Origin of the sequence: Sulfitobacter marinus, from assembly GCF_900116285.1 — a bacterium.
Classification (GTDB): Bacteria; Pseudomonadota; Alphaproteobacteria; order Rhodobacterales; family Rhodobacteraceae; genus Sulfitobacter; species Sulfitobacter marinus.
Window position 1 is genome coordinate 48881 of record NZ_FPAJ01000002.1, and the last position, 21436, is coordinate 70316.

The 21436-nt window shown below is 59.0% G+C and carries 23 protein-coding genes; 15 read left to right on the forward strand and 8 right to left on the reverse strand.

What is annotated here, in order from left to right; all coding sequences use genetic code 11:
- Nucleotides 1-125: 125 nt before the first annotated feature.
- Genes BM347_RS05665 through BM347_RS05680 form a run of 4 tightly spaced genes read right to left on the reverse strand, consistent with a single transcriptional unit; the run spans nucleotide 126 to nucleotide 2555 of the window.
- Entirely contained in the window at nucleotides 126-662 is a 537-nt protein-coding gene (locus BM347_RS05665) for a hypothetical protein (protein WP_093915493.1), read from the reverse strand.
- On the reverse strand, nucleotides 659-1174 hold the full coding sequence (locus tag BM347_RS05670; RefSeq protein WP_093915494.1) for a hypothetical protein: 516 nt from the start codon (nucleotides 1172-1174) through the stop codon (nucleotides 659-661). The genes BM347_RS05665 and BM347_RS05670 overlap by 4 nt, the downstream gene beginning before the upstream one ends.
- The gene (locus tag BM347_RS05675; RefSeq protein ID WP_093915495.1) at nucleotides 1171-1611 is read right to left on the reverse strand and encodes a hypothetical protein; all 441 of its coding nucleotides are present in this window, start codon (nucleotides 1609-1611) and stop codon (nucleotides 1171-1173) included. The genes BM347_RS05670 and BM347_RS05675 overlap by 4 nt, the downstream gene beginning before the upstream one ends.
- Nucleotides 1608-2555, reverse strand: a complete 948-nt coding sequence (locus tag BM347_RS05680) for an aspartate carbamoyltransferase catalytic subunit (protein ID WP_093915496.1) — start codon at nucleotides 2553-2555, stop codon at nucleotides 1608-1610. The genes BM347_RS05675 and BM347_RS05680 overlap by 4 nt, the downstream gene beginning before the upstream one ends.
- A 152-nt stretch (nucleotides 2556-2707) precedes the next feature.
- Between BM347_RS05680 and BM347_RS05685 the strand changes: the two genes are divergently transcribed.
- From BM347_RS05685 to BM347_RS05705, 5 genes are all read left to right on the forward strand, one after another.
- Nucleotides 2708-3481, forward strand: coding sequence for a uracil-DNA glycosylase (locus BM347_RS05685; RefSeq protein WP_093915497.1), 774 nt, complete (start codon nucleotides 2708-2710; stop codon nucleotides 3479-3481).
- Entirely contained in the window at nucleotides 3474-4079 is a 606-nt protein-coding gene (locus BM347_RS05690) for a LysE family translocator (protein ID WP_093915498.1), read from the forward strand. The genes BM347_RS05685 and BM347_RS05690 overlap by 8 nt, the downstream gene beginning before the upstream one ends.
- The gene (gene moaB, locus BM347_RS05695) at nucleotides 4076-4618 is read left to right on the forward strand and encodes a molybdenum cofactor biosynthesis protein B (protein WP_093915499.1); all 543 of its coding nucleotides are present in this window, start codon (nucleotides 4076-4078) and stop codon (nucleotides 4616-4618) included. The genes BM347_RS05690 and moaB overlap by 4 nt, the downstream gene beginning before the upstream one ends.
- A 126-nt stretch (nucleotides 4619-4744) precedes the next feature.
- Complete coding sequence (locus tag BM347_RS05700) at nucleotides 4745-6196, forward strand: efflux RND transporter periplasmic adaptor subunit (protein ID WP_093915500.1); 1452 nt, start codon at nucleotides 4745-4747, stop codon at nucleotides 6194-6196.
- A 3-nt stretch (nucleotides 6197-6199) separates the two neighbouring features.
- On the forward strand, nucleotides 6200-9601 hold the full coding sequence (locus BM347_RS05705) for an efflux RND transporter permease subunit (protein WP_093915501.1): 3402 nt from the start codon (nucleotides 6200-6202) through the stop codon (nucleotides 9599-9601).
- Here BM347_RS05705 and BM347_RS05710 read toward each other — a convergent pair whose 3' ends face one another.
- Entirely contained in the window at nucleotides 9602-10399 is a 798-nt protein-coding gene (locus BM347_RS05710; RefSeq protein WP_245764199.1) for a protein-disulfide reductase DsbD domain-containing protein, read from the reverse strand. It abuts the gene before it with no gap.
- Between the two features lie 141 nt (nucleotides 10400-10540).
- Between BM347_RS05710 and BM347_RS05715 the strand changes: the two genes are divergently transcribed.
- Nucleotides 10541-11095, forward strand: a complete 555-nt coding sequence (locus BM347_RS05715; protein WP_093916045.1) for a YqgE/AlgH family protein — start codon at nucleotides 10541-10543, stop codon at nucleotides 11093-11095.
- Between the two features lie 3 nt (nucleotides 11096-11098).
- On the opposite strand, the gene BM347_RS05720 is transcribed toward BM347_RS05715, so the two are convergent.
- On the reverse strand, nucleotides 11099-12031 hold the full coding sequence (locus tag BM347_RS05720) for an L-threonylcarbamoyladenylate synthase (protein ID WP_093916046.1): 933 nt from the start codon (nucleotides 12029-12031) through the stop codon (nucleotides 11099-11101).
- 155 nt (nucleotides 12032-12186) lie between these two features.
- Here BM347_RS05720 and BM347_RS05725 point away from each other — a divergent pair, with 155 nt between their 5' ends.
- The 5 genes from BM347_RS05725 to BM347_RS05745 all read left to right on the forward strand — a co-directional run bounded on the left by BM347_RS05725 (nucleotide 12187) and on the right by BM347_RS05745 (nucleotide 16307).
- Nucleotides 12187-13902: an acyl-CoA dehydrogenase gene (locus BM347_RS05725; RefSeq protein ID WP_093915503.1), complete on the forward strand. Its 1716-nt coding sequence runs from the start codon at nucleotides 12187-12189 to the stop codon at nucleotides 13900-13902.
- Nucleotides 13902-14963 (forward strand): MBL fold metallo-hydrolase, encoded by a 1062-nt coding sequence (locus BM347_RS05730; RefSeq protein WP_093915504.1) that lies wholly within the window; start codon nucleotides 13902-13904, stop codon nucleotides 14961-14963. Before BM347_RS05725 ends, BM347_RS05730 begins: the two co-directional genes overlap by 1 nt.
- Complete coding sequence (locus BM347_RS05735; RefSeq protein ID WP_093915505.1) at nucleotides 14956-15441, forward strand: DUF6173 family protein; 486 nt, start codon at nucleotides 14956-14958, stop codon at nucleotides 15439-15441. Before BM347_RS05730 ends, BM347_RS05735 begins: the two co-directional genes overlap by 8 nt.
- Before the next feature lie 90 nt (nucleotides 15442-15531).
- A complete protein-coding gene (locus BM347_RS05740) occupies nucleotides 15532-15666 on the forward strand; it encodes an aa3-type cytochrome c oxidase subunit IV (RefSeq protein WP_093915506.1) in 135 nt (44 codons plus the stop codon).
- Nucleotides 15667-15698: 32 nt separating this feature from the next.
- Nucleotides 15699-16307, forward strand: a complete 609-nt coding sequence (locus BM347_RS05745) for a hypothetical protein (RefSeq protein ID WP_093915507.1) — start codon at nucleotides 15699-15701, stop codon at nucleotides 16305-16307.
- Here BM347_RS05745 and BM347_RS05750 read toward each other — a convergent pair.
- Together BM347_RS05750 and BM347_RS05755 are read right to left on the reverse strand one after the other, a co-directional pair.
- The gene (locus tag BM347_RS05750; protein WP_093916047.1) at nucleotides 16296-16622 is read right to left on the reverse strand and encodes an AzlD domain-containing protein; all 327 of its coding nucleotides are present in this window, start codon (nucleotides 16620-16622) and stop codon (nucleotides 16296-16298) included. The two genes, BM347_RS05745 and BM347_RS05750, sit on opposite strands and share 12 nt — an antisense overlap.
- Nucleotides 16622-17341, reverse strand: a complete 720-nt coding sequence (locus BM347_RS05755) for an AzlC family ABC transporter permease (protein WP_093915508.1) — start codon at nucleotides 17339-17341, stop codon at nucleotides 16622-16624. Before BM347_RS05755 ends, BM347_RS05750 begins: the two co-directional genes overlap by 1 nt.
- 48 nt (nucleotides 17342-17389) lie before the next feature.
- Between BM347_RS05755 and BM347_RS05760 the strand changes: the two genes are divergently transcribed.
- Genes BM347_RS05760 through BM347_RS05775 form a run of 4 tightly spaced genes read left to right on the forward strand, consistent with a single transcriptional unit; the run spans nucleotide 17390 to nucleotide 21436 of the window.
- Nucleotides 17390-18277, forward strand: a complete 888-nt coding sequence (locus BM347_RS05760) for a formate dehydrogenase accessory sulfurtransferase FdhD (RefSeq protein ID WP_093915509.1) — start codon at nucleotides 17390-17392, stop codon at nucleotides 18275-18277.
- Complete coding sequence (gene mobA, locus BM347_RS05765; RefSeq protein ID WP_093915510.1) at nucleotides 18274-18876, forward strand: molybdenum cofactor guanylyltransferase MobA; 603 nt, start codon at nucleotides 18274-18276, stop codon at nucleotides 18874-18876. Before BM347_RS05760 ends, mobA begins: the two co-directional genes overlap by 4 nt.
- On the forward strand, nucleotides 18873-19364 hold the full coding sequence (mobB, locus tag BM347_RS05770; RefSeq protein ID WP_093915511.1) for a molybdopterin-guanine dinucleotide biosynthesis protein B: 492 nt from the start codon (nucleotides 18873-18875) through the stop codon (nucleotides 19362-19364). Before mobA ends, mobB begins: the two co-directional genes overlap by 4 nt.
- The gene (locus tag BM347_RS05775; protein WP_093915512.1) at nucleotides 19361-21436 is read left to right on the forward strand and encodes a molybdopterin-binding protein; all 2076 of its coding nucleotides are present in this window, start codon (nucleotides 19361-19363) and stop codon (nucleotides 21434-21436) included. The genes mobB and BM347_RS05775 overlap by 4 nt, the downstream gene beginning before the upstream one ends.

Consider the following 21436-nt stretch of genomic DNA (forward strand, 5'->3'; position numbering starts at 1 on the left):
GACGTTACTATCTTTCACAAAGGGCTATCCGCCGATCCAGACCATCATTGCCACGACGCCAAAGGCGACAAGCAGGGCAACGGTGGCTACGCGGCCGGACATTTTCGGATCTGGTTTGGGTTCTTTCACAGCAACCACCATAGGATAAGGCCAAGTGCCACGATAAGCGCCAGCACCATCACGGCCCCACCCGCGCGGCCACGTGGCGGCGTTGTGGGTGTCAGGTTCGGCACACCGGTATAGGGTTGCGCAGCATCGGCGGTCAGGGGCGGGGCCGCCATCGCGGGTTGTTCTTCGCCATAGGTGCCGATCAGCGTCAGGTCAGGCCCGATATCCAGCGTGGTTTCAGCGCCGTCAAAGGCAGAGGAAAACAGCAGCAGAACATAGCCTTCTAGGGCATCAAGGCGGGCGCGGTCCGCGTTAATCTGCGCCTCGGTCACGGCATAGCCATCCGTCAGGTATCTTGGCAGACCCACGCCTGTCAGATCGGACACGGCGAACAGCTCAGCCGAACCGGACGGCACGGTAAAACCGAGGAGATCGGAAATAGCGGCTGCTTTGTCATTGCTTTGCAACATGCTGGCAATGACTTCGACGGGCCGGTTCACGGCAAACAGCCGTATCTGGCCATGCTCGCCTGCGGGGATGGTAAGTGTTGTCATCGTTTTGCACCTTTGTAAGCTGTTGCCATTAGACGACATAAACTGGCGCTGTCCTGCACATATTCAAACCCCAGATGACCAGCGAGGGCTGGATTGTCGCTGCGTTCCTGCCGGATGAAGAACACCGATGGCGGGCTGGTCGGTTTGACGTCGGGGGCGGTCTCAAGGCTGCGGGAAAATGCTTTGACGCGGGTTTCGCCCTTTTGCAGACGAAAGAACAGCGCGCGGTGATTTGTCAGCGCATAACGCGTGCGCGTCAGATCGGCCCAGCGGTTCAGGCCCTTGACCAGCGATAAGACGACTAAACCGATTACAGCCGCCATCACCACAGATTGTGACAGAGGCAGGCTGTTATAGGTCAGCAAGAACCCCCCAGCGATCACCGTACCTACAGCCCCGATAAATGGTCCGAGCAATTGAAAGTTGCGCAGGGAAATGCGCGGAGTAGGCCGGCCTGTCCAAAGCAGCGTTTCGTCATCCTCAAGGACATTTTGCCAAAATTCATCGGTCATAGCGCGGCCTCCCTAGCGGCGGCGATCCTTGCCTTGGTCTCGCGCAGGTTCGGCACCAGCGGCAGCGTGATGCTTTGACGATTGGGCAAACGCAAGGTGATCGACCAGAGTGATAGCTTGCCGATGGCCGCGATATCGGTCAGCGCCAGTTCCAACGGGGCGACGACATCGGGTTCATTAATATAAAGCGCCCGATTGGTTAGCCGCCAGACGGTTTTGCGGTTTGCGTACCAGATTTGAAATTCTTCAAAAATCCACATGTAAAACAGGGCGGTGATGGCCGATGCCACTGTCCATGTCAGTACATCGAAATACGGCAGGATCGGAGAGCACACCAGCATCGTCAACACCATCAACACTGCTGTCCGCGACACAAACGCGGCCCTAGAAATACGCCAGCTGAGCAACTCACGTTCGTCTGAGGGCGAAGACGTCACGCGGCCCCCTTGCGGCGGTCGCTGAGGTTTTGGGCCAAAAGATCCATCGCGGCCATGCGCACGGCGACGCCCATTTCGACCTGATCCTGGATAACGCTGCGGTTGATGTCGTCAGCAAGTGTGCCATCGATTTCAACGCCGCGGTTCATGGGGCCGGGGTGCATGATGATAGCATCGGATTTGGCGTGGCTTAGTTTTTCGGCATCCAGCCCGAAGCGGTGGTAATACTCGCGTTCAGAGGGGATGAAACCGCCGTCCATGCGCTCTTTTTGCAGGCGGAGCATCATCACCACATCGACATCTTTCAGACCTTTTTGCATGTCATCGAACACCTCGACGCCGAATTCGCCGATTTGCGAGGGCATCAACGTGGGCGGGCCGATCAGGCGGATGCGGTTTTCCATCTTGCCAAGCAGCATGATGTTGGACCGTGCCACGCGGCTGTGGGCGATGTCGCCGCAAATGGCGATGGACAGGCGGTGCAACCGGCCCTTGGCGCGACGAATGGTCAGCGCGTCCAGCAACGCCTGTGTCGGATGTTCGTGCCGCCCGTCGCCCGCGTTCAGCACGGCACAGTTTACCTTTTGGGCCAGCAGATCAACGGCACCGGATTGCGGATGGCGCACGACCAGCAGATCGGGGTGCATCGCGTTCAACGTCATCGCGGTGTCAATCAGGGTCTCGCCCTTTTTGATTGATGATGCCTGCATCGCCATGTTCATCACATCCGCGCCAAGGCGTTTGCCCGCGATCTCAAAGCTTGCTTGCGTGCGGGTCGAATTCTCAAAGAACATGTTGATCTGGGTCAGACCCTTGAGCGCATCACTGTGCTTGTGCGGTTGCCTGTTCAGATCGGCATAGGTGTCGGCCAGATCGAGCAGCGTTGTGATGTCATCCTGCGACAGTGGTTCAATACCAAGAAGATGTTGGTGTGCGAAACTCATAAGGCGACCCCACGCTATTTGTGGCGTTATAGGCGGCGGGGCGGGGCTGGGCAAGTCAACAGGCGGCGCATCTGGTCGTGACGGAGGAATGGATTTAAGACCATTTGGAAGTTGGGATTTTTATTAGCCACGTCAGCGCGTAAGTTGGGACCATGGAATCAGTGGACTATCATCAGGCGCTTGCCGTTTTGCAGTGGCAGATCGAACTGGGCGCGACCGATGCGATTTGTGATGCGCCCGTCAACCGCTACGAAGTGCCCGCTGCGGTTGAGAAACCAAAGGCGGCCAAGAAAGGGGCACCGGGTATTGTGCCTATGGCGGTGGGCGTTGATCCCGTGGCCGAGGCTGCACGTATGGCTGCGGGTGCCGGATCGCTGGATGAGTTGCGCGCCGCCATGGAGGGGTTCGAGCATTGCGAGCTGAAACGCGGTGCGCGCAATATGGTGTTTAGCGATGGCATGCCGGGCGCGCGGGTGATGATTATCGGCGAAGCGCCGGGCCGTGACGAGGACCGCGAAGGCCGCCCCTTTGTCGGGCGCGCTGGGCAGTTGCTGGACAAGATGCTGGCTGCGATTGATATGGGCCGGACCCATGAAACCGCGCCAGTGTATATCACCAATGTGTTGCCGTGGCGGCCACCGCAGAACCGCGACCCAAAGCCAAATGAGATCGCAATGATGAAGCCGTTTCTGGAACGGCATATCGCCCTGGCCAAGCCTGAGGTTTTGGTGATTGTTGGCAATTGGTCGGCGCAGGCATTGCTGGGCAAGCGCGGCATCACACGGTTGCGCGGTCAATGGACTGAAGCGCTGGGCCTGCCTGCCTTGCCGATGTTTCACCCGGCTTATTTGCTGCGCAGCCCGGAATTCAAACGCGAGGCTTGGGCGGATTTGCTGGAGCTGAAGGCAAAGTTGAACCGTGGTTGATCCCCTGACGCTTTTGGCATTCGTGCCCGCCGCCTTGGCGCTGAACCTGACGCCGGGGGCGGACATGATGTTTTGTCTTGGACAGGGCATGCGCTTTGGCCCTAGGGCGTCCGTTGCGGCAAGCGCGGGTATCTCGTTGGGCGGCATGGTGCATGTGACGCTTGCAGGATTGGGGTTGGGCGCGCTGGTGGCTGCGGTGCCTTGGGCCTTTGACGTGATCCGCTGGGTTGGCGTGGCCTATCTACTGTGGCTGGCGGTGCAGACGTTTCGCAGCGGGCGGAATGCGCAAGCCGCTTCCGTGCCCCCATCCGCATTTCGCGGGGCGCTGATCGTGAGCCTGACCAACCCAAAGGTGATCTTGTTCGTGTTGGCCTTTGTGCCACAATTCGTCGTGCCCGAGGCCGGACCCGTTTTGATGCAATTCCTGATCTTTGGGGCCGTGTTGTCGATTGGCGGATTTGTGATCAACGCCTTGGTCGGCGTGTTCGCCGGTGGGGTAGGGCGCAAACTGGCTAGGGGCGGACAGGCACTGCGCTGGATCAGCAGTGGCATATTCGTGGCCCTCGCCGCGCGGTTAGCAGTATTGGAGCGGGCATGAGCCGTATCGACGAGAGCAAAGAGTTTATCCCCGTGCGCATTGCGGTTTTAACCGTTTCAGACACGCGGGCCTTGGCGGAGGACCGGTCGGGTGATGTCTTGGCCGCCCGGATTGCCGACGCGGGGCATGAGCTGGTGCAGCGCGCAATCATCCGCGATGAACGGGCCCAGATCGCGGATCAACTGCGCGCATGGTGTGCAGATGGTGCCATTGATGTGATCATCAGCACAGGCGGCACCGGATTGACGGGTCGCGATGTCACGGTCGAGGCGCACCGCGACGTCTATGAGAAAGAGATCGACGCGTTCGGGACGATCTTTACCATCGTGTCGATGCAAAAGATTGGCACCTCGGCGGTGCAGAGCCGCGCGACCGCCGGTGTGGTCCAAGGAACCTATCTGTTCGCCTTGCCCGGATCGCCGGGTGCGTGCAAGGACGCATGGGATGAGATCCTGCTGAAGCAGTTGGATTACCGCCACAGGCCCTGTAATTTCGTCGAAATCATGCCTCGATTGGACGAGCATCAGCGGCGAAAATAGAAAAACGCAATTTTTTCTGCCCGCGGCGCGACGGAAAGCAATAGTGCATCCGTATTATAACTGTGATTTTGTTTTTTTGACGGGTGGGCTAGCTTTGCGCCAAAATGGTTTTGAGATCGGACAACGATGCGCTTTCTAAGACAGAGTATGATTGGGCTGTTTCTGGCGGCGACGGCCTTGGGCCTGTTGGTGTTTGCCGTCGATTTGATTGGCGGTGCCGTGCAAAAACGTATGGCAGACGCACCGCCCCCGCAGGCCCCGCGTGAACGGGTTTTCTCAGTCAATGTTGTGCGCGCCATTCCCAGCACCGAGATACCGGTTTTGGAAAGCTTTGGCTCGGTTCAAAGCCGGCGGCAGCTTGAGCTGCGCGCGGCGGTTGGGGGGCAGGTGGTCGACCTTGCCCCCGAGTTTGAAGACGGCGGCAAGGTACGTGCCGGTCAGGTTTTGGTTAGGTTGGACCGCGCTGATGCGCTGGCCGAGGTCGAGCGCGCCAAAAGCGATGTACAAGACGCCGAGGCAGAGGGGCGCGATGCCGCGCGGGCGTTGGAACTGGCCCGCGACGAACAAGCAGCCGCCGAGGAACAAGCCGGGCTGCGGACCCGCGCCTTTGAGCGGCAAAGCGATTTAGCAGACCGCGGCGTGGGCACGGCGATTGCAACCGAAACCGCCGAGCTTGCAGCATCAAGCGCGCGGCAGGCCGTGTTGGCACGTCGTCAGATTGTGACTCAGGCCGAAGCGCGAATTGATCAAGCAGCGAGCATGCTGTCACGCAGCCAGATCGCCCTAGCAGATGCGCAGCGTCGGCTGGACGAAACGACTATTTCGGCCCCCTTTGACGGAACACTTAGTGGTGCCTTGGTGGTAGAGGGGCGGCTGGTGTCGGCCAACGAACGGCTGGCCGAACTGATCGATCCGAACGATCTTGAGGTATCCTTTCGCGTGTCTACCGCGCAATATGCGCGGCTGATTGATGCGGGGGGCGACCTGATCAACGCGGATTTAACCGCGACGTTAGATGTGGTCGGGCTGGACCTTGAGGCGATTGGCAGGATTACCCGCGCAAGTGCCGCCGTGGGCGAAGGGGTCAGCGGGCGCTTGATCTTTGCGACGCTGACGCAGGCACCGGGATTCAAGCCGGGTGATTTTGTGACGGTTCGTATCAACGAGCCCGAGCTTGAAAATGTTATCCGTTTGCCAAGTTCGGCGCTGGATGCGCAGGGGCGTGTCTTGGTCGTAAACAGTGAAAACCGGCTTGAGGCAGCGACGGTGCAGGTTCTGCGCCGCGTTGGTGACGAGGTGTTGGTGCGCGGTGATATTGCGGGCCGAGAAGTGCTCGAGGCGCGCTCCCCCCTACTGGGGGCGGGCATCGCGGTTAAACCACTGCGGCAAGGGGATGCCCCCCGCGAAGAAGCCGCCATGGTCGCGCTGACTGAAGAACGCCGGGCCAAGCTGATTGCCTTTGTCGAGGGTAGCACCCGTATGCCCGAGGCGGCCAAAGCGCGTGTGTTGGCACAACTGGCAGAGCCACAGGTGCCTGCGCAAATGATAGAGCGTCTTGAAAGCCGGATAGGGGGATAGGCGATGGCCCGCAGCATGTCGCGCACCACCGGGGGCCTTTTGTCCTATTTTGTTCGGCATAAGACGGCGGCGAATCTATTGCTTGTTGTGCTTTTGGTGTGCGGTGTCGCCGCCGCGCCGAATATGCGGGCGCAATTCTTTCCTGATGTGATTATCGATAATGTCACCGTGACAACGGTATGGACCGGTGCCGGTGCCGAAGATGTGGACGGTGCCATTGTTCAGGTGGTTGAGCCTGCGCTGCTGACCATCGAAGGGATCGAAAGCTCTGTTGCGGCCTCCCGTGAGGGGCGTGGGACGATCACGCTTGATTTTGAACCGGGCTGGGATATGGCGCGCGCTGCCGCTGATGTGCAAACGGCGATAGATGCGATAACGACCTTGCCGGAAGACGCTGAAGATCCGGTTGTGCGGCGGGGCGCGTGGCGGGACCGGGTAACAGATGTGGTGATCACCGGCCCGATCAGCCCCGAACAGCTGGGCCGTTTTGCTGATGAATTTGTCACGCGGCTGTTTGCCGAAGGGGTGACGCGCAGCACGATCCAAGGGGTTGCATCGCCGCAAACCCTGATCGAAGTGCCGTCCACCAAGTTGATCAGCTATGACATTACGATGTCGGAAATTGCTAGCGTTATCGCAGCCGAGGTGGATGCTGATCCGGCAGGTGACGTGACCGGTGCGAATGCGCGTGTGCGCACCGGGACCGCCAAACGCAGCGCCGAGGCGCTTTCTGGCGTGGTCTTGCGGACCAATGCGGATGGCTCCGCCCTGACCGTTGGCGATGTGGCGCGCGTTGTCGAACAAGGGTCTGACCGCGAAGTGGGATATTTCGTGGGGCAAAACCCGGCGATCTCGGTGCGCATTGACCGGTCGGATCGGGGCGATGCCATCGGCATTCAACGCAGCGTCGAAGACGTCGCCGCCGAGATGGCTGTCATGTTGCCCCAAGGTGTCACGATCGAACTGATCCGCACCCGCGCCGAGGCCATCACCGGTCGTCTTGATCTGTTGATCGATAATGGGCTGGTTGGTTTGGCCTTGGTGGTGGGGCTGCTGTTTTTGTTCCTGAATGCACGCACGGCTTTTTGGGTCGCGGCGGGTATTCCTGCGTCGATGGCAGCCGCGATTGCGCTGATGTATGCGGGCGGGATCACGATCAATATGATTTCGCTGTTCGGGTTGATTATCACGCTGGGCATTGTGGTTGATGACGCCATCGTAGTGGGCGAACATGCCGATTACCGGCACAAGGAACTGGGTGAAAGCCCATTGGTTGCCGCAGAAAATGCCGCCCGTCGCATGGCGCTGCCGGTGTTTGCGGCCACCATGACGACGATTATTGCTTTCTTTGGCTTGCTGGCCGTGGGGGGGCGTTTTGGCAGTCTGATTGGTGATATCCCCTTGACCGTGATTGCTGTTTTGGCGGCGTCCTTGGTTGAGTGCTTTTTGATCCTGCCCAATCATATGGCCCATGCCATGGCCGCCGGAGCCAAGGAACATTGGTACGACTTGCCCAGCCGTGTGGTGAACAGGGGTTTCCTTTGGGCGCGTCAGACGTTGTTTCGACCCTTTATGGCGGGGGTGATTGCGGGCCGCTATGTGGTGTTGGCTGGGGTGGTGGCCGTGCTGGCATCGCAGGTTGCATTGTTTGTCCAAGGCGACGTCCAGTGGCGGTTTTTTAACGCGCCGGAACGCGGCTCTGTTACCGGAAACTTTGCCATGGTCGAAGGGGCCACCCGCGAAGATACGTTGGAAATGATGCGCGAGATGCAGCGCGCGACAGAGAGCTTGGGCCAAGAATATGCCGAACGCTATGGCACCAACCCGATTGATTATGTAATCGCGCAGGTCGGCGGAAATACTGGCCGGGGACTGGACGGGGCCGACAGCAAAGACCCCGATCTGTTGGGCGGTATTTCGATTGAGCTGATTGACGCCGACCTGCGCCCCTATTCCAGCTTTGCCTTTGTGGCCGAGCTGCAAGATGCGGTTGTGAACCATCCCCTGGCTGAGACGGTCAGCTTTCGTGGTTGGCGGTCTGGTCCCGGTGGCGATGCGCTGGACGTCCAGTTTTACGGGGCCGAAACGGATGTTTTGAAAGCCGCATCAGAAGACCTGCAAAATGCCCTGCGCCGCTATTCCGAAGTTAGCGCGGTGCAAGATAATCTGGCCTACGACAAGGAAGAGTTGATCCTTGATCTGACGGCGCAGGGGCAATCGCTTGGCTTTACCATCGACACGCTTGGCCGTGCACTGCGCAACCGTCTGGGCGGGATTGAAGCGGCAACCTATCCTGACGGGCCGCGTTCCGCGACGATCCGGGTCGAATTGCCCGAGGGCGAATTGACGGCTGATTTTCTGGACCGCACCCAGATGCGGACGCCGAACGGCCAATACGTGCCGCTTGCCGATATCGTGAGCGTCGAGCGGCGCACCGGTTTCAGCACGGTACGACGTGAAAACGGGATCAGGCTCATTTCCGTGACAGGTGACATTTCCGAAGATGATCCAGCCCGCGCGACCGAGATTACCAAAGCTTTGCAAGATGAAATTCTGCCGACCATCGCATCAGAACGGCAGGTTGAATTCCGCATCAGCGGGCTAAGCGAGCAGGAAAATACGTTCCTGTCCGACGCTCTGACCGGGTTGATATTGGTGCTCACCGGTATTTATCTGGTGTTGTGCTGGGTATTTGGCAGCTGGACACGGCCCCTTGTGGTGATGTCGGTTATTCCGTTCGGGCTGGTCGGCACCATTTATGGCCATGCGGTCTGGGATGTGCCGCTGAGCATGTTCACCGTTGTGGGGTTGTTGGGGATGACCGGTATTATCATTAACGATTCCATCGTTTTGATTGGTACGATTGACGAATACGGCGAAACGCGCGGCGTGATCCCTTCGATCATCGATGGCGCGTCTGACCGGTTGCGGCCAGTCATGCTGACGACGCTGACCACCGTCTTGGGGATGGCCCCCTTACTGTATGAGCAAAGCCAGCAGGCGCAGTTCTTGAAACCGACGGTGATCACTTTGGTCTATGGATTGGGCTTCGGCATGTTCTTGGTGCTGCTGGTGGTGCCGGCATTGATTGCTGCACAACATGATTTTTCGCGGCAGGTGCGTGCCATGCGGCGCGGTCTTGTCGCACGGACACCGGGGTTGCGCTTTGGCTTGATGGGGCTTTGGATGGCGGTGATTTGCTGGGCCGCGCTGACATTGGGCTGGGCAGGCTGGCACGGCGCTTTGCATCCGGCGCTGCTGTTGCTGGTGCCCTCAATGGCGGCCATGTCACCGCTGAGCGCAGCGATTATCCTCTTTATCGGTGGCGCAGCGATCTTGTCGCTGGGCGGCTACATCATCGGTGCCGCGATTTTCACGCTGTCTCAGCGCAAGCGCCCGCTGTAATCAGCCGGGCGTGCAGCCCTGAATATCAACCGCATGTTTGCTGCCCAAAACGGTCATGCGAATATGCGCGCGGTTCAGGGCAATCGGCCCGCCAGTTGAATGGCTGATATCAACTTTGGACGTAAGGGTGTTGCCACGCCGGATTGAATCCGCTTCGCTGACCCATAAATCGGGGTGCCCGGCTTCGATGACAACCAACTCCGGCGCGCCCGTGTTTGGCAGGGTGATCGCGGTCTCAAGCTCAAGATCGCCATTGACAAAGCGGATTGCGCAGGTGGCTTTGGCCACGCCGGCCTCTTTCTCGGTATAGGGACGCTGGGCGAGGGATGCAGCGATGGCAGGTTCTGCGCGGGTCGCGTCTGTGTCGATCACGCCCTCCAGATGCAGTTTCGCAGGGACGCAGACATCAAGACATACGCCCAGATCGATTGTTGTCTTTAGATGTACGGGTGCGCCTTTCTGAGGCAGTGTGATGACCAGCGGAAGGACCACCTGATCTTTGTACCCAATCGTTTTTAGGTTCTTTTCACGGAACACGGTAGGGGTGGGCCACTCTAGGGCGATGGCTGACAGGTTCTGTGATCCCGTCCAATCAAAATGCGGCGGAATGCCCATATCACCGGGCGCGCGCCAATAGGTTTTCCACCCCGGTGTCATCGTCATGCGGATTGCGGCAATGCGGTTGCCGTCGGGCCTGACCCAGCCTTGCAGGATCTCACCTTTGATCACATCCATGGCGGAGGCCGGAAGCGGGGCAAGCAAAGCAAACAGGATCGCAGGGAGCAGTTTTCTTTTCATGGGCCTTTCATGGGCCAAAGGCGGATGCCTGCCAAGTCACTATTGTATTATGAAACGTTACAGCGGCGCGGGGTTGAAAGGAACGGGGCCACAGGCCATGCTCTTCGGAGGACATAGCTCAAGGGGTGCGAGGGTATGGACATGGATCTTACGGGGCAATTTCTGGTGGCGATGCCTGTTATGGGCGACTCACGGTTTGATCATTCCGTTATCTTTATTTGCACCCATTCCGCCGAGGGTGCGATGGGGCTGATTGTTAACAAACCCGCCCCTGATCTGAAGCTTACGGATGTTCTGGACAAGCTTAGCAATGTTGAGTTCAACGACACCTCGGGCTTAGGCGTGCATTTTGGCGGTCCGGTTGAGACATCGCGCGGGTTTGTCTTGCACAGTTCTGAATATCAATCTGTTTTGCACACCTTGAACGTCGCAGACGGGTTCGGAATGACCGCCACTTTGGACGTGCTAGAGGACATCGCCCGCGGCAAGGGACCTGCAAAGGCGTTGTTGATGTTGGGCTATGCGGGTTGGGGGGAAAACCAGCTTGAGAACGAGATCGCCCAAAACGGCTGGCTGACCTGTGATGCCAAGCGCGAGATCGTGTTCGATCTGCCCGACGTGGATAAATGGGCGGCCGCATTGTCTTCGCTTGGGATAGATCCGCTGGGGTTAAGCTCGGCCGCGGGCCGTGCCTAGGGGCTATCTCGGTGCGGCGGCGCGACGCAGGCGGTCATTGATGGCCCTGCCAAGCCCGTGGTCGGGGATCGGGGCAATGGCGATGGGTTTCCCCAGTGCATCAAGCGCATGCAGATAATCGAACAGATTGGCTGCCGCTTGGGTCAGGTCACCGCTGGGCGACAAATTCAAATCGCCTGTAATCTGGCCAAATCCCAGTAGCACTTCGCCGTCTTGGGCATTTTGTGCGTTCAGGCGGACCTGAGCGGCGGGGGCGTAATGCGATGTCATTTGCCCCGGCGCGATGATCTCTGCACCGTCTGCGACGTCAATCTGCAGGCCAAGCGCTGCTTCAATCGCTTCGACCGGCAGACCACCTGCACGTAGCAAGATGGGTGTGTTCTGAGTCAAGCCGACGATGGTGCTTTCCAGGCCGACGGCACAGGGACCATCATCCACAACCGCGTCAATGCGCCCTTCCAACCCGGCCAGCACATGGGCCGCAGTTGTTGCCGTGATGCGTCCCGACGGGTTTGCCGATGGCGCGGCAACGGGGCCGTCAAACGCCTGCAGGATCGCGCGGGACGTTGGGTGTGCGGGCACGCGCAGGGCAACGCTGTCCAGCCCTGCCGTCACAAGCGAGGACAGGCCGTGATTGCTGGCCAACGGCAGCACCAACGTCAGCGGGCCGGGCCAAAACGCGGTGGCAAGGATTTCAGCGTTGTCCGACCAGATGCCATAGCGCTGGGCGTCTTCAGCCTGAGCCAGATGCACAATCAGCGGGTTAAAGCTGGGTCGGCCCTTTGCCTCATAGATACGGGCCACCGCCTCGCCATTGCGGGCGTCTGCAGCCAGCCCGTAAACCGTCTCTGTGGGCAGCGCGACCAATCCGCCGTCAGCCAGAATAGCGGCGGCGCAGGCGATTCCCTGAGGGTTGGGTTGCAGGATATCAGTCATCTGTTCGCTCGAAGCCTTTGTGACGCTGTGTTTCGGGTTGCGGTGGCGGGCCAGTCGCAGCATCCTTGCAAAACTGCCCCCGGTTTATGTGTGTGGGCTTATCAGGTCGATGCTCTATTTGCCAAGCAGACGCGCACGCCCAAGGAGGAAATACGATGCCATACCGCGCCCCCGTCGAGGATTATAATTTTCTGTTCAACCATATTGTTGGGCTTGAAGATGTACGTGCCACTGAAAAATTCGCAGAGGCCACAGACGATGTGATCCGCGCGATTTTGGAAGAAGCGGGCAAGCTGTGCAACGATATCGTGGCCCCTCTACAGCGTCCGGGTGATTTGCACCCCGCCAAGTTGGAGAACGGCGTGGTGCGGACGTCTCCGGGCTTTGCCGAAGGCTTCAAGGCTATCGCAGAAGGCGGCTGGCTGGGGATTAGTGCGGATCCTGAATATGGTGGGATGGGGCTGCCTTTGGCCATGGCCAGCGCCGTGAACGAGATGATGAGCGGGGCGTGTCTGTCGCTGCAATTGGCACCGCTGATGAGCCAAGGTCAGATCGAGGCGCTTGAGCATCACGCCAGTGATGCGATCAAAGAATTGTACCTACCCAAGCTGATCAGCGGCGAATGGACCGGGACGATGAACCTGACCGAACCGCAGGCCGGGTCAGATGTGGGCGCGCTGTCGACCAAGGCCGAAGATAACGGCGATGGCACGTTCAGCATTTCAGGGCAGAAGATTTACATCACCTGGGGTGACAATGATTTCGGCGACAACGTCTGCCATCTGGTCCTTGCCCGGCTGCCCGGTGCGCCGGCGGGTACCAAGGGGATCAGCTTGTTTCTGGTGCCTAAGTTCCTGCCAAACGAGGATGGCAGTCTGGGGGCCAGAAACACGCTGCAAGTTGTCAGTCTCGAGCATAAATTGGGCCTGCACGGATCACCCACATGCGTGATGCAATACGACAAGGCTGTCGGTTGGTTGGTTGGCCCCGAACAGGGTGGAATGGCCGCGATGTTTACCATGATGAACAACGCACGGCTTGGTGTTGGTGAGCAGGGTATCGGCATCGCCGAAGCGGCATATCAACATGCGTTATCCTATGCGCTGGATCGCAAGCAGGGTAAAAACATCCGGCCAAACGGGTCCGGCACCATCGTTGACCATGCGGATGTGCGCCGCATGCTGATGACGATGAAGGCCGAAACCTATGCTGCACGGGCCATCGCGGCCAGCTGCGCTGTGGCCATCGACATGAGCAACGCAACCGGTGAGGCCGAGTGGAAATCGCGGGCGGCGTTCCTGACCCCGATCACCAAAGCATTCGGCACCGATGTCGGGATCGACATGGCGCAGATGGGCGTGCAGGTGCATGGCGGCATGGGCGTGATCGAAGAAACCGGTGCTGCGCAGTTCTATCGCGATGTACGCGTAACGTCGATTTACGAGGGGACAAACGGTATTCAGGCAATGGATCTGGTGGCGCGCAAAATGATGGATGGCGGCGAGGCTGCGAACCGTCTGATGGATGAAATCGAAACCCACGCTGAAGCGGCGCGCGATGCGTTCCCCAACATGGCAGACGCGGTTTGGCAGGCGACAGAAACTCTGCGCGAGGCCACCGAATGGTTGGTCGCCCAAGACGACATGGACACGCGTTTCGCTGGTGCCGTGCCGTATCTTCGGGCGTTTGCGCGGGTGCTGGGCGGGCATTTGCATCTCAAGGCCGCGTTGGCTGACAAGGGTGGCCCGCGCGAAAAACTGGCGCGGTTCTATATCCTTCGGCTGTTGCCAGAACATGCGGGCCTGCTTGTGCATGCCCAGTCTGGCGCGGCTGATCTGTTTGCGTTGACCACAGATGAATTGATCGCCTGATGTCAGATAAAAAAGCCGTGGGCTTGCGCTATCCTTGGGATACGCCACCCGCCCATGATGAAGTGATCGAGGTCGCACCGGGTGTTCTTTGGCTGCGCTTGCCGCTGCCGATGAAGCTGGACCATGTGAATGTCTATGCCTTTGACGAAGGCGACAGCTGGACCATCATCGATACCGGATTTTCATCCAAGAAGGCCAAGGCAATCTGGACCGATCTGATGGCAGGCCCACTGGGCGGAAAGCCGATTTCACGCGTGATCGTTACCCATCACCACCCCGATCACATCGGATTGGCAGGCTGGTTTCAGACCGAACACGGTGCCGAACTGGTCACCACACGCACCGCTTGGCTGACGGCGCGGATGCTGACATTGGACGCGCAAGAAGCCCCTGCGGCCGAGACGTTGGCATTCTACAAGATGTCTGGGATGGACCGCGATCTATACGAAAAACGCGCGTCCGAGCGGCCCTTCAACTTTGCCGACATCGTTGACCCGTTGCCCTTGGGTTTTACCCGTATCAAGCAAGACGATCAGATCACCATCGGGGGCCGCGTGTTTGACGTGCACATGGGGAATGGGCACGCCCCTGAACACGCGACTTTCTGGAGCAGGGATGACAATTTGGTTATCGCTGGCGATCAGATATTACCCTCGATCAGCCCGAATGTCGGTGTTTATGCAACGGAACCCATGGCGGATCCGATTGGCGAATGGCTGGAAGCCTGCGAACGGCTGGCCCCGATGGGCCGAGAAGATCACCTTGTGCTTGGCGGACATAAATTGCCTTTCACAGGGCTGCCGACGCGCATGCGCCAGCTGATCGACAACCACCACGGTGCGCTGAAACGGTTGATCAAGTATATCGACACGCCAAAGTCGGCCTCCGAATGTTTTCCGACCTTGTTCAAACGCAAGATCGGCGAAGGTGAATATGGTCTGGCACTGGTCGAAGCTGTCGCACATCTAAGTCATCTGTATCAAACCGGTCTTGCCACGCGCGCATTGCGGGCAGAAGATGGGGCTTGGGTGTATCAGGCAACGGAACAAGCTAATGGATGATCTGATCAGAACTGCCGCCGAGGCTGCCGAAGCCGACGCATTGCCGCGCCTGCACGAGGTGCACAGCGACGAAACACAGCGCAACGCGGCCAAGCAAACGGTGCCAAAGTGCATGACCGACACGCCTGTTTCAAAGAAATCGCCGGCGCAATGGGCCTATGAGCGGGTCGTGCTGTACCTCAAAAACTTTGAAGAGCAGCTGGATGCGGATCACGAGGTTGCTATGGGTTTTACGGGTGGCGACGCTGGTGTCTTGCGGATCGAAGGGATGGGGTATTTTGATCCCGACATTGTTACCTTTTATGGGCAGGACGGCGGAGGCGGGCGGATGCAATTGGTGCAGCACGTCAGCCAGTTGAATGTCGCCTTGCGTGCTCTGCCAAAGGCCAAACGGGAAAAACCTGCGAATCGGATCGGCTTTCGGCTGGTTGAGGATATCGAAGCCGGTGCGGCTCTGACACAGAAGAAAAACACATAAGATCGTGTTCTTTGATATCGTGACATGGCGGCACGAATGCAGTAACCACGTTTTCAAATTGGAACGAACACCAGTCAAAGGATTACGCAAATGGCCAAACACGAACACGGATCCATGGATACCACGTCACAGGAAAAGACCTTTGACAACTTTATGAACTGGGTCAAATGGTCCTCCATCGTGATCATTGGCATCCTCGTCTTTATGGCAATTTTCGCCCGCTAAGACCTTCGATACTCCCCAGCAGGACTACAACTATGCGTATTTGGATGGCACTGGCCGGTGTCGCTTTTGCTGCGGCATGTGCGCAGGGTGCAGGTTCCGGCACTGACCATTCTCCAGCCGAAGTCGCCGCTGCTGCCTATACTGCGCCGGGCCCTAAATCGTTGACTTTGCTGACCATGGTGAACAACCGTTCGGGCGGTGGTGGGCACACCGCGTTGTTGGTTAACGGGTCGCAGCAGGTGATTTTCGACCCTGCTGGATCGTTTCGCGACCCGCGGGTGATCGAACGGGGAGATGTGCTTTATGGCATGTCGCCAAAATGGGTTGATGCTTATAAATCGTCGCACGCCCGAAAAACGTACCATGTGCGCAGCCAGACCGTCCCCGTGACCGAAGAGCAAGCCGAGCAGGTTCTGCAGGCGGTCATATCAAACGGGCAAGTGCCTTCTGCCTATTGCGCGAACGCGACCTCTGCCGTCCTTTCGAAGGTGCCGGGCTTTGAGGGGATCGGCCGAACCTTCTATCCTGTCAAATTGTCCGAAGATTTTGCCGCGCTGCCAAATGTGTCTACGACGCATTACTACGAAAATGACGAAGGTCACGTGATTGATGGCGTGCAGGCGGCGTTGCTAGCCGAGTAGCCAAAGCAGCCCGTAAAGCGTTACACCGCCGCTTATAATTGCGACCAACACGTTCTTGGTGACAATCCCCACAGTCAGCGCCACAGCCGCTGCGGCAAAACGTGCAGGGTCAAATTGCCCGCCCGTTGCAGCGGGTGCCAAAACCTGAGGGGTTACCAAGGCGGGCAGAATAGCAACGGCGGTGTACCGGAGATGGCGCAGCAGCCATGCGGGCATTTCGCGGTCACCCACCAATCCGGTAAAGACAAAGCGCAAGCCAAAACTGCCGATGCCCAAGGCAATGATCACAAACCACAATGTCCCCTTGTCGATCATCATGCTGCACCCTCCGACCGGCGATCAAGCCAGACTTCGGTCCGGGCACCAGCCATCATGCCGACCATCCCTGCCACGATCAAACCCAATGAATAGGGCATGCTTGCTGTCGCCAAGGATGCCGCCGACGCAACCAATGCGGCCACCACATGTGCCGGTGTGCGAAACATCGGCGCGATCATTGCCAGGAAAGTGATGGGCAGGGCGAAATCCAATGCCCAGCTGTCGGGAATTTGCGTGCCCAGCATGGCACCGATCAACGTGAATAAATACCAAAGCGGCACAATCGGCGTCACGCAGCCAAAGAAATATGCCATCCGCTGTTGAATGGTCATATCTGGCTGTTTCTCATATTGCGCCATTGAACAGACGTAGGACTGATCGACCGTCAGATAGGCGGCAAAAGCGCGTTGCCAAAGGGGTGCGGCACCAATGTAAGGCGTCAGGGATGCGGAATACATCGCCATACGCAGGTTCACCGCAAGAGCCGACGCCAGAACAATCGCTGTCGGTGCATGTTCCTGCATCAGTTGCAGCGCCGTGAATTGTGCGGCACCGGCGATCACAACGACAGAAAAGGCCAGCGTTTCAAACACGCTCAGGCCGGCCTCGGTGGCGAGAATACCGAACAGGGAAGAAAATGGAATGATCACCAAAACAAAGGGGGCTGCATCAGCCATACCCTTGCGAAAGGCCGATTTCGTGGTGGTGATGGTCATGCTTTACCCCTAGGCTATTCCCATATCCTTAGCCGCCGTCCGAGGGGGATGCAATTGCCCGTGAAGCTTGACACCGACACCTATCTGATTGCCCCGCAGCCGGGGTTGCCGCGACTGACCCGTGCCGTACAAGGGCGCGACCACACCGGGGCGGAGTTGACCATCAACGTCGTCGAAGAACGCCCGCTCACGATCTTTCTGAACGCGCAGGAAATCGTGACGGCCATGACCATCGGCGACTATCCCGAATACCTGGCGCTTGGGTTCCTGCGCAATCAGGGTATGTTGCGCGACGGCGAGGAAATTACCCGCGTTGATTATGACGAAGACCTTGAGGTCGTCGTGGTCCGCACGGCCCGCAAAACCGATTACGAAGACAAGATGCGCAAGAAAACCCGCACCAGCGGCTGCGCCGTTGGCACGGTTTTTGGCGATATGATGGAAGGGCTTGAAGGTGTCACGCTGCCCGCCACGCCGGTGCATACCTCGTGGCTTTACCGTCTGAGCGCGCAGATTAACCGTACGCCCAGCCTGTATCTTGAGGCGGGCGCGATCCATGGGACGATCTTATGTCAGGGCGATAAGCCCTTGGTTTATATGGAAGACGTGGGCCGTCATAACGCCGTCGACAAGATCGCAGGTTGGATGCTGTCAGAAAACGTGCCTGCGGATGACAAGATATTATACACCACGGGGCGGCTGACCTCAGAAATGGTGATCAAGACCGCGATGATGGGTATTCCGGTGCTGGCGTCACGGTCCGGTTTTACGGCTTGGGGCGTCGAGATCGCAAATCAGGTTGGTCTGACATTGATCGGGCGGATGAAGGGCAAACGTTTTATCTGCCTCGCCGGAGAAGACCGCCTTGTGCGCGATGCTGACCCTGATTTGGTGGTGGATGAACCCAAACGCGCTGGCCGGAAGGGATCGGAATGAAACAGCCGCTTGGGGTTATTTTGGCCGGGGGGCAAGCCACACGCATGGGCGGCGGCGACAAGGGGTTGCTGACGTTGGGCGGGCGCACGTTGCTGTCTCATGTGGTCGAGCGTCTGACGCCGCAGGTGGCGGAACTGGCGTTGAATGCCAATGGCGATGCGGCGCGGTTTGACGCGCTTGACCTACCGGTTTTGCCTGACAGTATCGACGGCTTTGTCGGCCCCTTGGCAGGGGTTCTGGCCGGGATGGATTGGGCGGCCGAACGCGGTGCCGATACAATCGTCACCGCCGCTGCGGACACGCCGTTTTTTCCGGGCGATCTGGTACCACAGTTGCTGCTGGCCAGCGAAGGGATGACCAACCCGTTGGTATTGGCGGCGACGCCTGATGCGAAACGCGGCACCGCGCGGCATCCGACCTTTGGTTTGTGGCCCGTTGCATTACGCGATGATCTGCGCGACGCGCTGAACGGCGGGCTGCGCAAGGTCGTGATGTGGACCCAACAACACGGCGGGCGCGAGGCGCTGTTCCCGCACGAAGCCGCGTTTTTCAACGTCAACACACCGGATGATCTGAAAACAGCCGAGGACATGCTATGAGGGTTTACGGCGTCACAGGGTGGAAAAACGCTGGTAAAACCGGGCTGATGGAACGGCTGGTCGCCGAGATCACTGCGCGCGGGTTCAGTGTGTCGACGGTAAAACACGCACATCACACGTTCGAGGTGGATCACCCCGGTAAGGACAGCCATCGCCATCGGATCGCCGGTGCCCGCGAGGTGCTGCTGGCCTCGCGCAATCGCGTCGCTTTGATGCACGAGCTGCGCGGTGAAGATGAACCGACGCTAGAGACGTTGTTGGCGCGGCTTAGCCCTGTCGATCTGGTGTTGATCGAAGGCTATAAACGCGATGCGCACCCCAAGATCGAAGCGCATCGGACTGAGCCGGGCAACCCCTTGATCGCGCCGGATGATGAGACAATCAAGGCGGTCGCCAGCGACACGCCGCTGGACTTGGATCGCCCGGTTTTTGATTTGAATGATACGGTCGCGATTGCAGATTTCATCTTGGCCGAGGTCAGGTTGTGACCGTGTTTGATACATTCGTGGTGATCGATTGGTCGGGCGGCAATGACACAGGTGCCAGCCCGCGCAAGGATGCGATCTGGGCGGGCGTGACCTGCAACGGGCAGGGGCAAGATCCGGTATATTTGCGCAACAGAACCGTGGCCGAGGCATGGATCGTTGATTTGATCCGCGCCGAGCTTGAGGCCGAACGCCGTGTCATGATCGGGTTTGATTTTCCCTTTGGCTATCCCGCTGGTTTTGCGGAGGCTTTGACAGGGTATGGCGATCCGCTTGCACTGTGGGATTGGTTCGAGGCGCGGATCGAAGATGGCCCCGATACCAACAACCGCTTTGATCTGGCGGCTGAGGTGAACCTTGGACTTGGGGACGGGAAAGGCCCGTTTTGGTTCAATGGTTTGCCCGACCGCGATATTCCCGGCCTGCCGCGCACCAAAGATGGGTATGCGAACCCGTTTTCGGGAAAGAGACAGGCGGAAACCCGGGCTAAGGGTGCATTTTCCTGCTGGCAGATGGGTGGGGCGGGGGCCGTTGGATCGCAGGTATTCATGGGTTTGCCGGTGCTGTCGCGTCTGCGCAAACGGTTTCATGGAATGATCAATGTGTGGCCCTTTGAGCAGCTAAAGCACCCTGTGGCATTTGTTGAAGTTTGGCCATCGCTGACAGTGGTCGGGGATATACCGGATGGAATGATCAAGGACGCGTGGCAGGTGCAAGAGCTTGCACATCAGATGAGCGGGCTATCTGACGTGGCATTGGCCGAAATGCTGGACTTATATGCCCCCGAAGAGGGCTGGATTTTCGGGTTGGGATTTGAGGACCGTATGAAGTCCGCCCCTCCGCTGCGCAATGATTGTTTTGCGTTGCCGTCGGGGGTGCATTGGACGCCCGTGGACGAGGCGTTGTCGTTGCTGAAATCCCGGTTGTCACCAGTGGTAGCGGTTGAAACGGTGCCTATTGGTGGCGCCTTGGGGCGCGTCGTCGCGCAAGACGTGATTGCTAAACGTTCCAATCCTCCGCTGCCGAATACCGCTGTTGATGGCTATGGTTTTGCAGGCGGGCGGGGCGAAGGGCCGCATCAATTACCTTTGGCCGATGGTCGCGCTGCGGCGGGGGATGCGCCGGGGACCGTGCCAGCGGGGCAGGCGATCCGTATCCTGACTGGTGCCGCGCTGCCCACGGGCGTTGATACTGTGGTGCTGCAAGAGGACGTCCGGATCGAGGGCGGTGCGGTATTGTTCACTGGCCCGATCAAACAGGGTGCGAACACCCGCAAGGCGGGCGAGGATGTCAAACAACGTCACATTGTCACGCGCGCCGGACGGCGTGTGACGGCGGCTGATCTGGCGCTTATGGCGGCGACGGGAAATGATGCGCTGGAGGTCTACCAGCCCTTGCGAGTTGGCGTCATTTCAACGGGTGATGAAATCGTGGAGCCGGGGGCTGCGGCCTCTGACGGGCAGATTTACGACGCCAACCGGCCGATGCTCTTGGCGCTGGTTCAGCAGTTCGGACATAGGGCCGTTGATCTGGGCCATGTCGGCGATGACCGCGCAGCACTGCGCGTCCGACTGAACGGTGCCAAAGGCCAAGTGGACGCGATCCTGACCAGCGGCGGTGCCTCTGCGGGGGACGAAGATCACGTATCTGCCCTGCTGGAAGAGGCCGGAGCGCTGTCACTTTGGCGGGTGGCGGTAAAACCGGGTCGCCCCTTGGCGTTGGGGATGTGGCAGGGATTGCCGGTCTTCGGATTGCCGGGCAATCCGGTCGCCGCGATGGTGTGCACGCTGATTTTCGCGCGACCTGCGTTGTCCGTGATGGCAGGGCAGGAATGGACAACACCGCAAGGGTTCGACGTGCCCGCAGCGTTTGAAAAGCGCAAGAAACCGGGGCGCCGCGAATTCCTGCGCGCCCGCATCCGGGACGGGAAGGTTGAAGTCTTCGCCTCGGAAGGGTCGGGCCGGATCAGCGGGCTGAGCTGGGCGGAAGGTTTGGTGGAATTGCCGGACGCGGCGGTGCATGTGCGTCCGGGGGATCTGGTGCGATATATCCCTTACGGATCATTCGGGATTTAG

What these genes read in the sequence shown, in the direction of transcription:
- BM347_RS05665 (WP_093915493.1), bottom strand. Translation starts at nt 662, where the DNA reads ATGACAACACTTACCATCCCCGCAGGCGAGCATGGCCAGATACGGCTG.
- BM347_RS05670 (WP_093915494.1), bottom strand. Translation starts at nt 1,174, where the DNA reads ATGACCGATGAATTTTGGCAAAATGTCCTTGAGGATGACGAAACGCTG.
- BM347_RS05680 (WP_093915496.1), bottom strand. Translation starts at nt 2,555, where the DNA reads ATGAGTTTCGCACACCAACATCTTCTTGGTATTGAACCACTGTCGCAG.
- BM347_RS05685 (WP_093915497.1), top strand. Translation starts at nt 2,708, where the DNA reads ATGGAATCAGTGGACTATCATCAGGCGCTTGCCGTTTTGCAGTGGCAG.
- moaB (WP_093915499.1), top strand. Translation starts at nt 4,076, where the DNA reads ATGAGCCGTATCGACGAGAGCAAAGAGTTTATCCCCGTGCGCATTGCG.
- BM347_RS05700 (WP_093915500.1), top strand. Translation starts at nt 4,745, where the DNA reads ATGCGCTTTCTAAGACAGAGTATGATTGGGCTGTTTCTGGCGGCGACG.
- BM347_RS05705 (WP_093915501.1), top strand. Translation starts at nt 6,200, where the DNA reads ATGGCCCGCAGCATGTCGCGCACCACCGGGGGCCTTTTGTCCTATTTT.
- BM347_RS05710 (WP_245764199.1), bottom strand. Translation starts at nt 10,399, where the DNA reads ATGAAAAGAAAACTGCTCCCTGCGATCCTGTTTGCTTTGCTTGCCCCG.
- BM347_RS05715 (WP_093916045.1), top strand. Translation starts at nt 10,541, where the DNA reads ATGGATCTTACGGGGCAATTTCTGGTGGCGATGCCTGTTATGGGCGAC.
- BM347_RS05720 (WP_093916046.1), bottom strand. Translation starts at nt 12,031, where the DNA reads ATGACTGATATCCTGCAACCCAACCCTCAGGGAATCGCCTGCGCCGCC.
- BM347_RS05725 (WP_093915503.1), top strand. Translation starts at nt 12,187, where the DNA reads ATGCCATACCGCGCCCCCGTCGAGGATTATAATTTTCTGTTCAACCAT.
- BM347_RS05730 (WP_093915504.1), top strand. Translation starts at nt 13,902, where the DNA reads ATGTCAGATAAAAAAGCCGTGGGCTTGCGCTATCCTTGGGATACGCCA.
- BM347_RS05735 (WP_093915505.1), top strand. Translation starts at nt 14,956, where the DNA reads ATGGATGATCTGATCAGAACTGCCGCCGAGGCTGCCGAAGCCGACGCA.
- BM347_RS05740 (WP_093915506.1), top strand. Translation starts at nt 15,532, where the DNA reads ATGGCCAAACACGAACACGGATCCATGGATACCACGTCACAGGAAAAG.
- BM347_RS05745 (WP_093915507.1), top strand. Translation starts at nt 15,699, where the DNA reads ATGCGTATTTGGATGGCACTGGCCGGTGTCGCTTTTGCTGCGGCATGT.
- BM347_RS05750 (WP_093916047.1), bottom strand. Translation starts at nt 16,622, where the DNA reads ATGATCGACAAGGGGACATTGTGGTTTGTGATCATTGCCTTGGGCATC.
- BM347_RS05755 (WP_093915508.1), bottom strand. Translation starts at nt 17,341, where the DNA reads ATGACCATCACCACCACGAAATCGGCCTTTCGCAAGGGTATGGCTGAT.
- BM347_RS05760 (WP_093915509.1), top strand. Translation starts at nt 17,390, where the DNA reads ATGCAATTGCCCGTGAAGCTTGACACCGACACCTATCTGATTGCCCCG.
- mobA (WP_093915510.1), top strand. Translation starts at nt 18,274, where the DNA reads ATGAAACAGCCGCTTGGGGTTATTTTGGCCGGGGGGCAAGCCACACGC.
- mobB (WP_093915511.1), top strand. Translation starts at nt 18,873, where the DNA reads ATGAGGGTTTACGGCGTCACAGGGTGGAAAAACGCTGGTAAAACCGGG.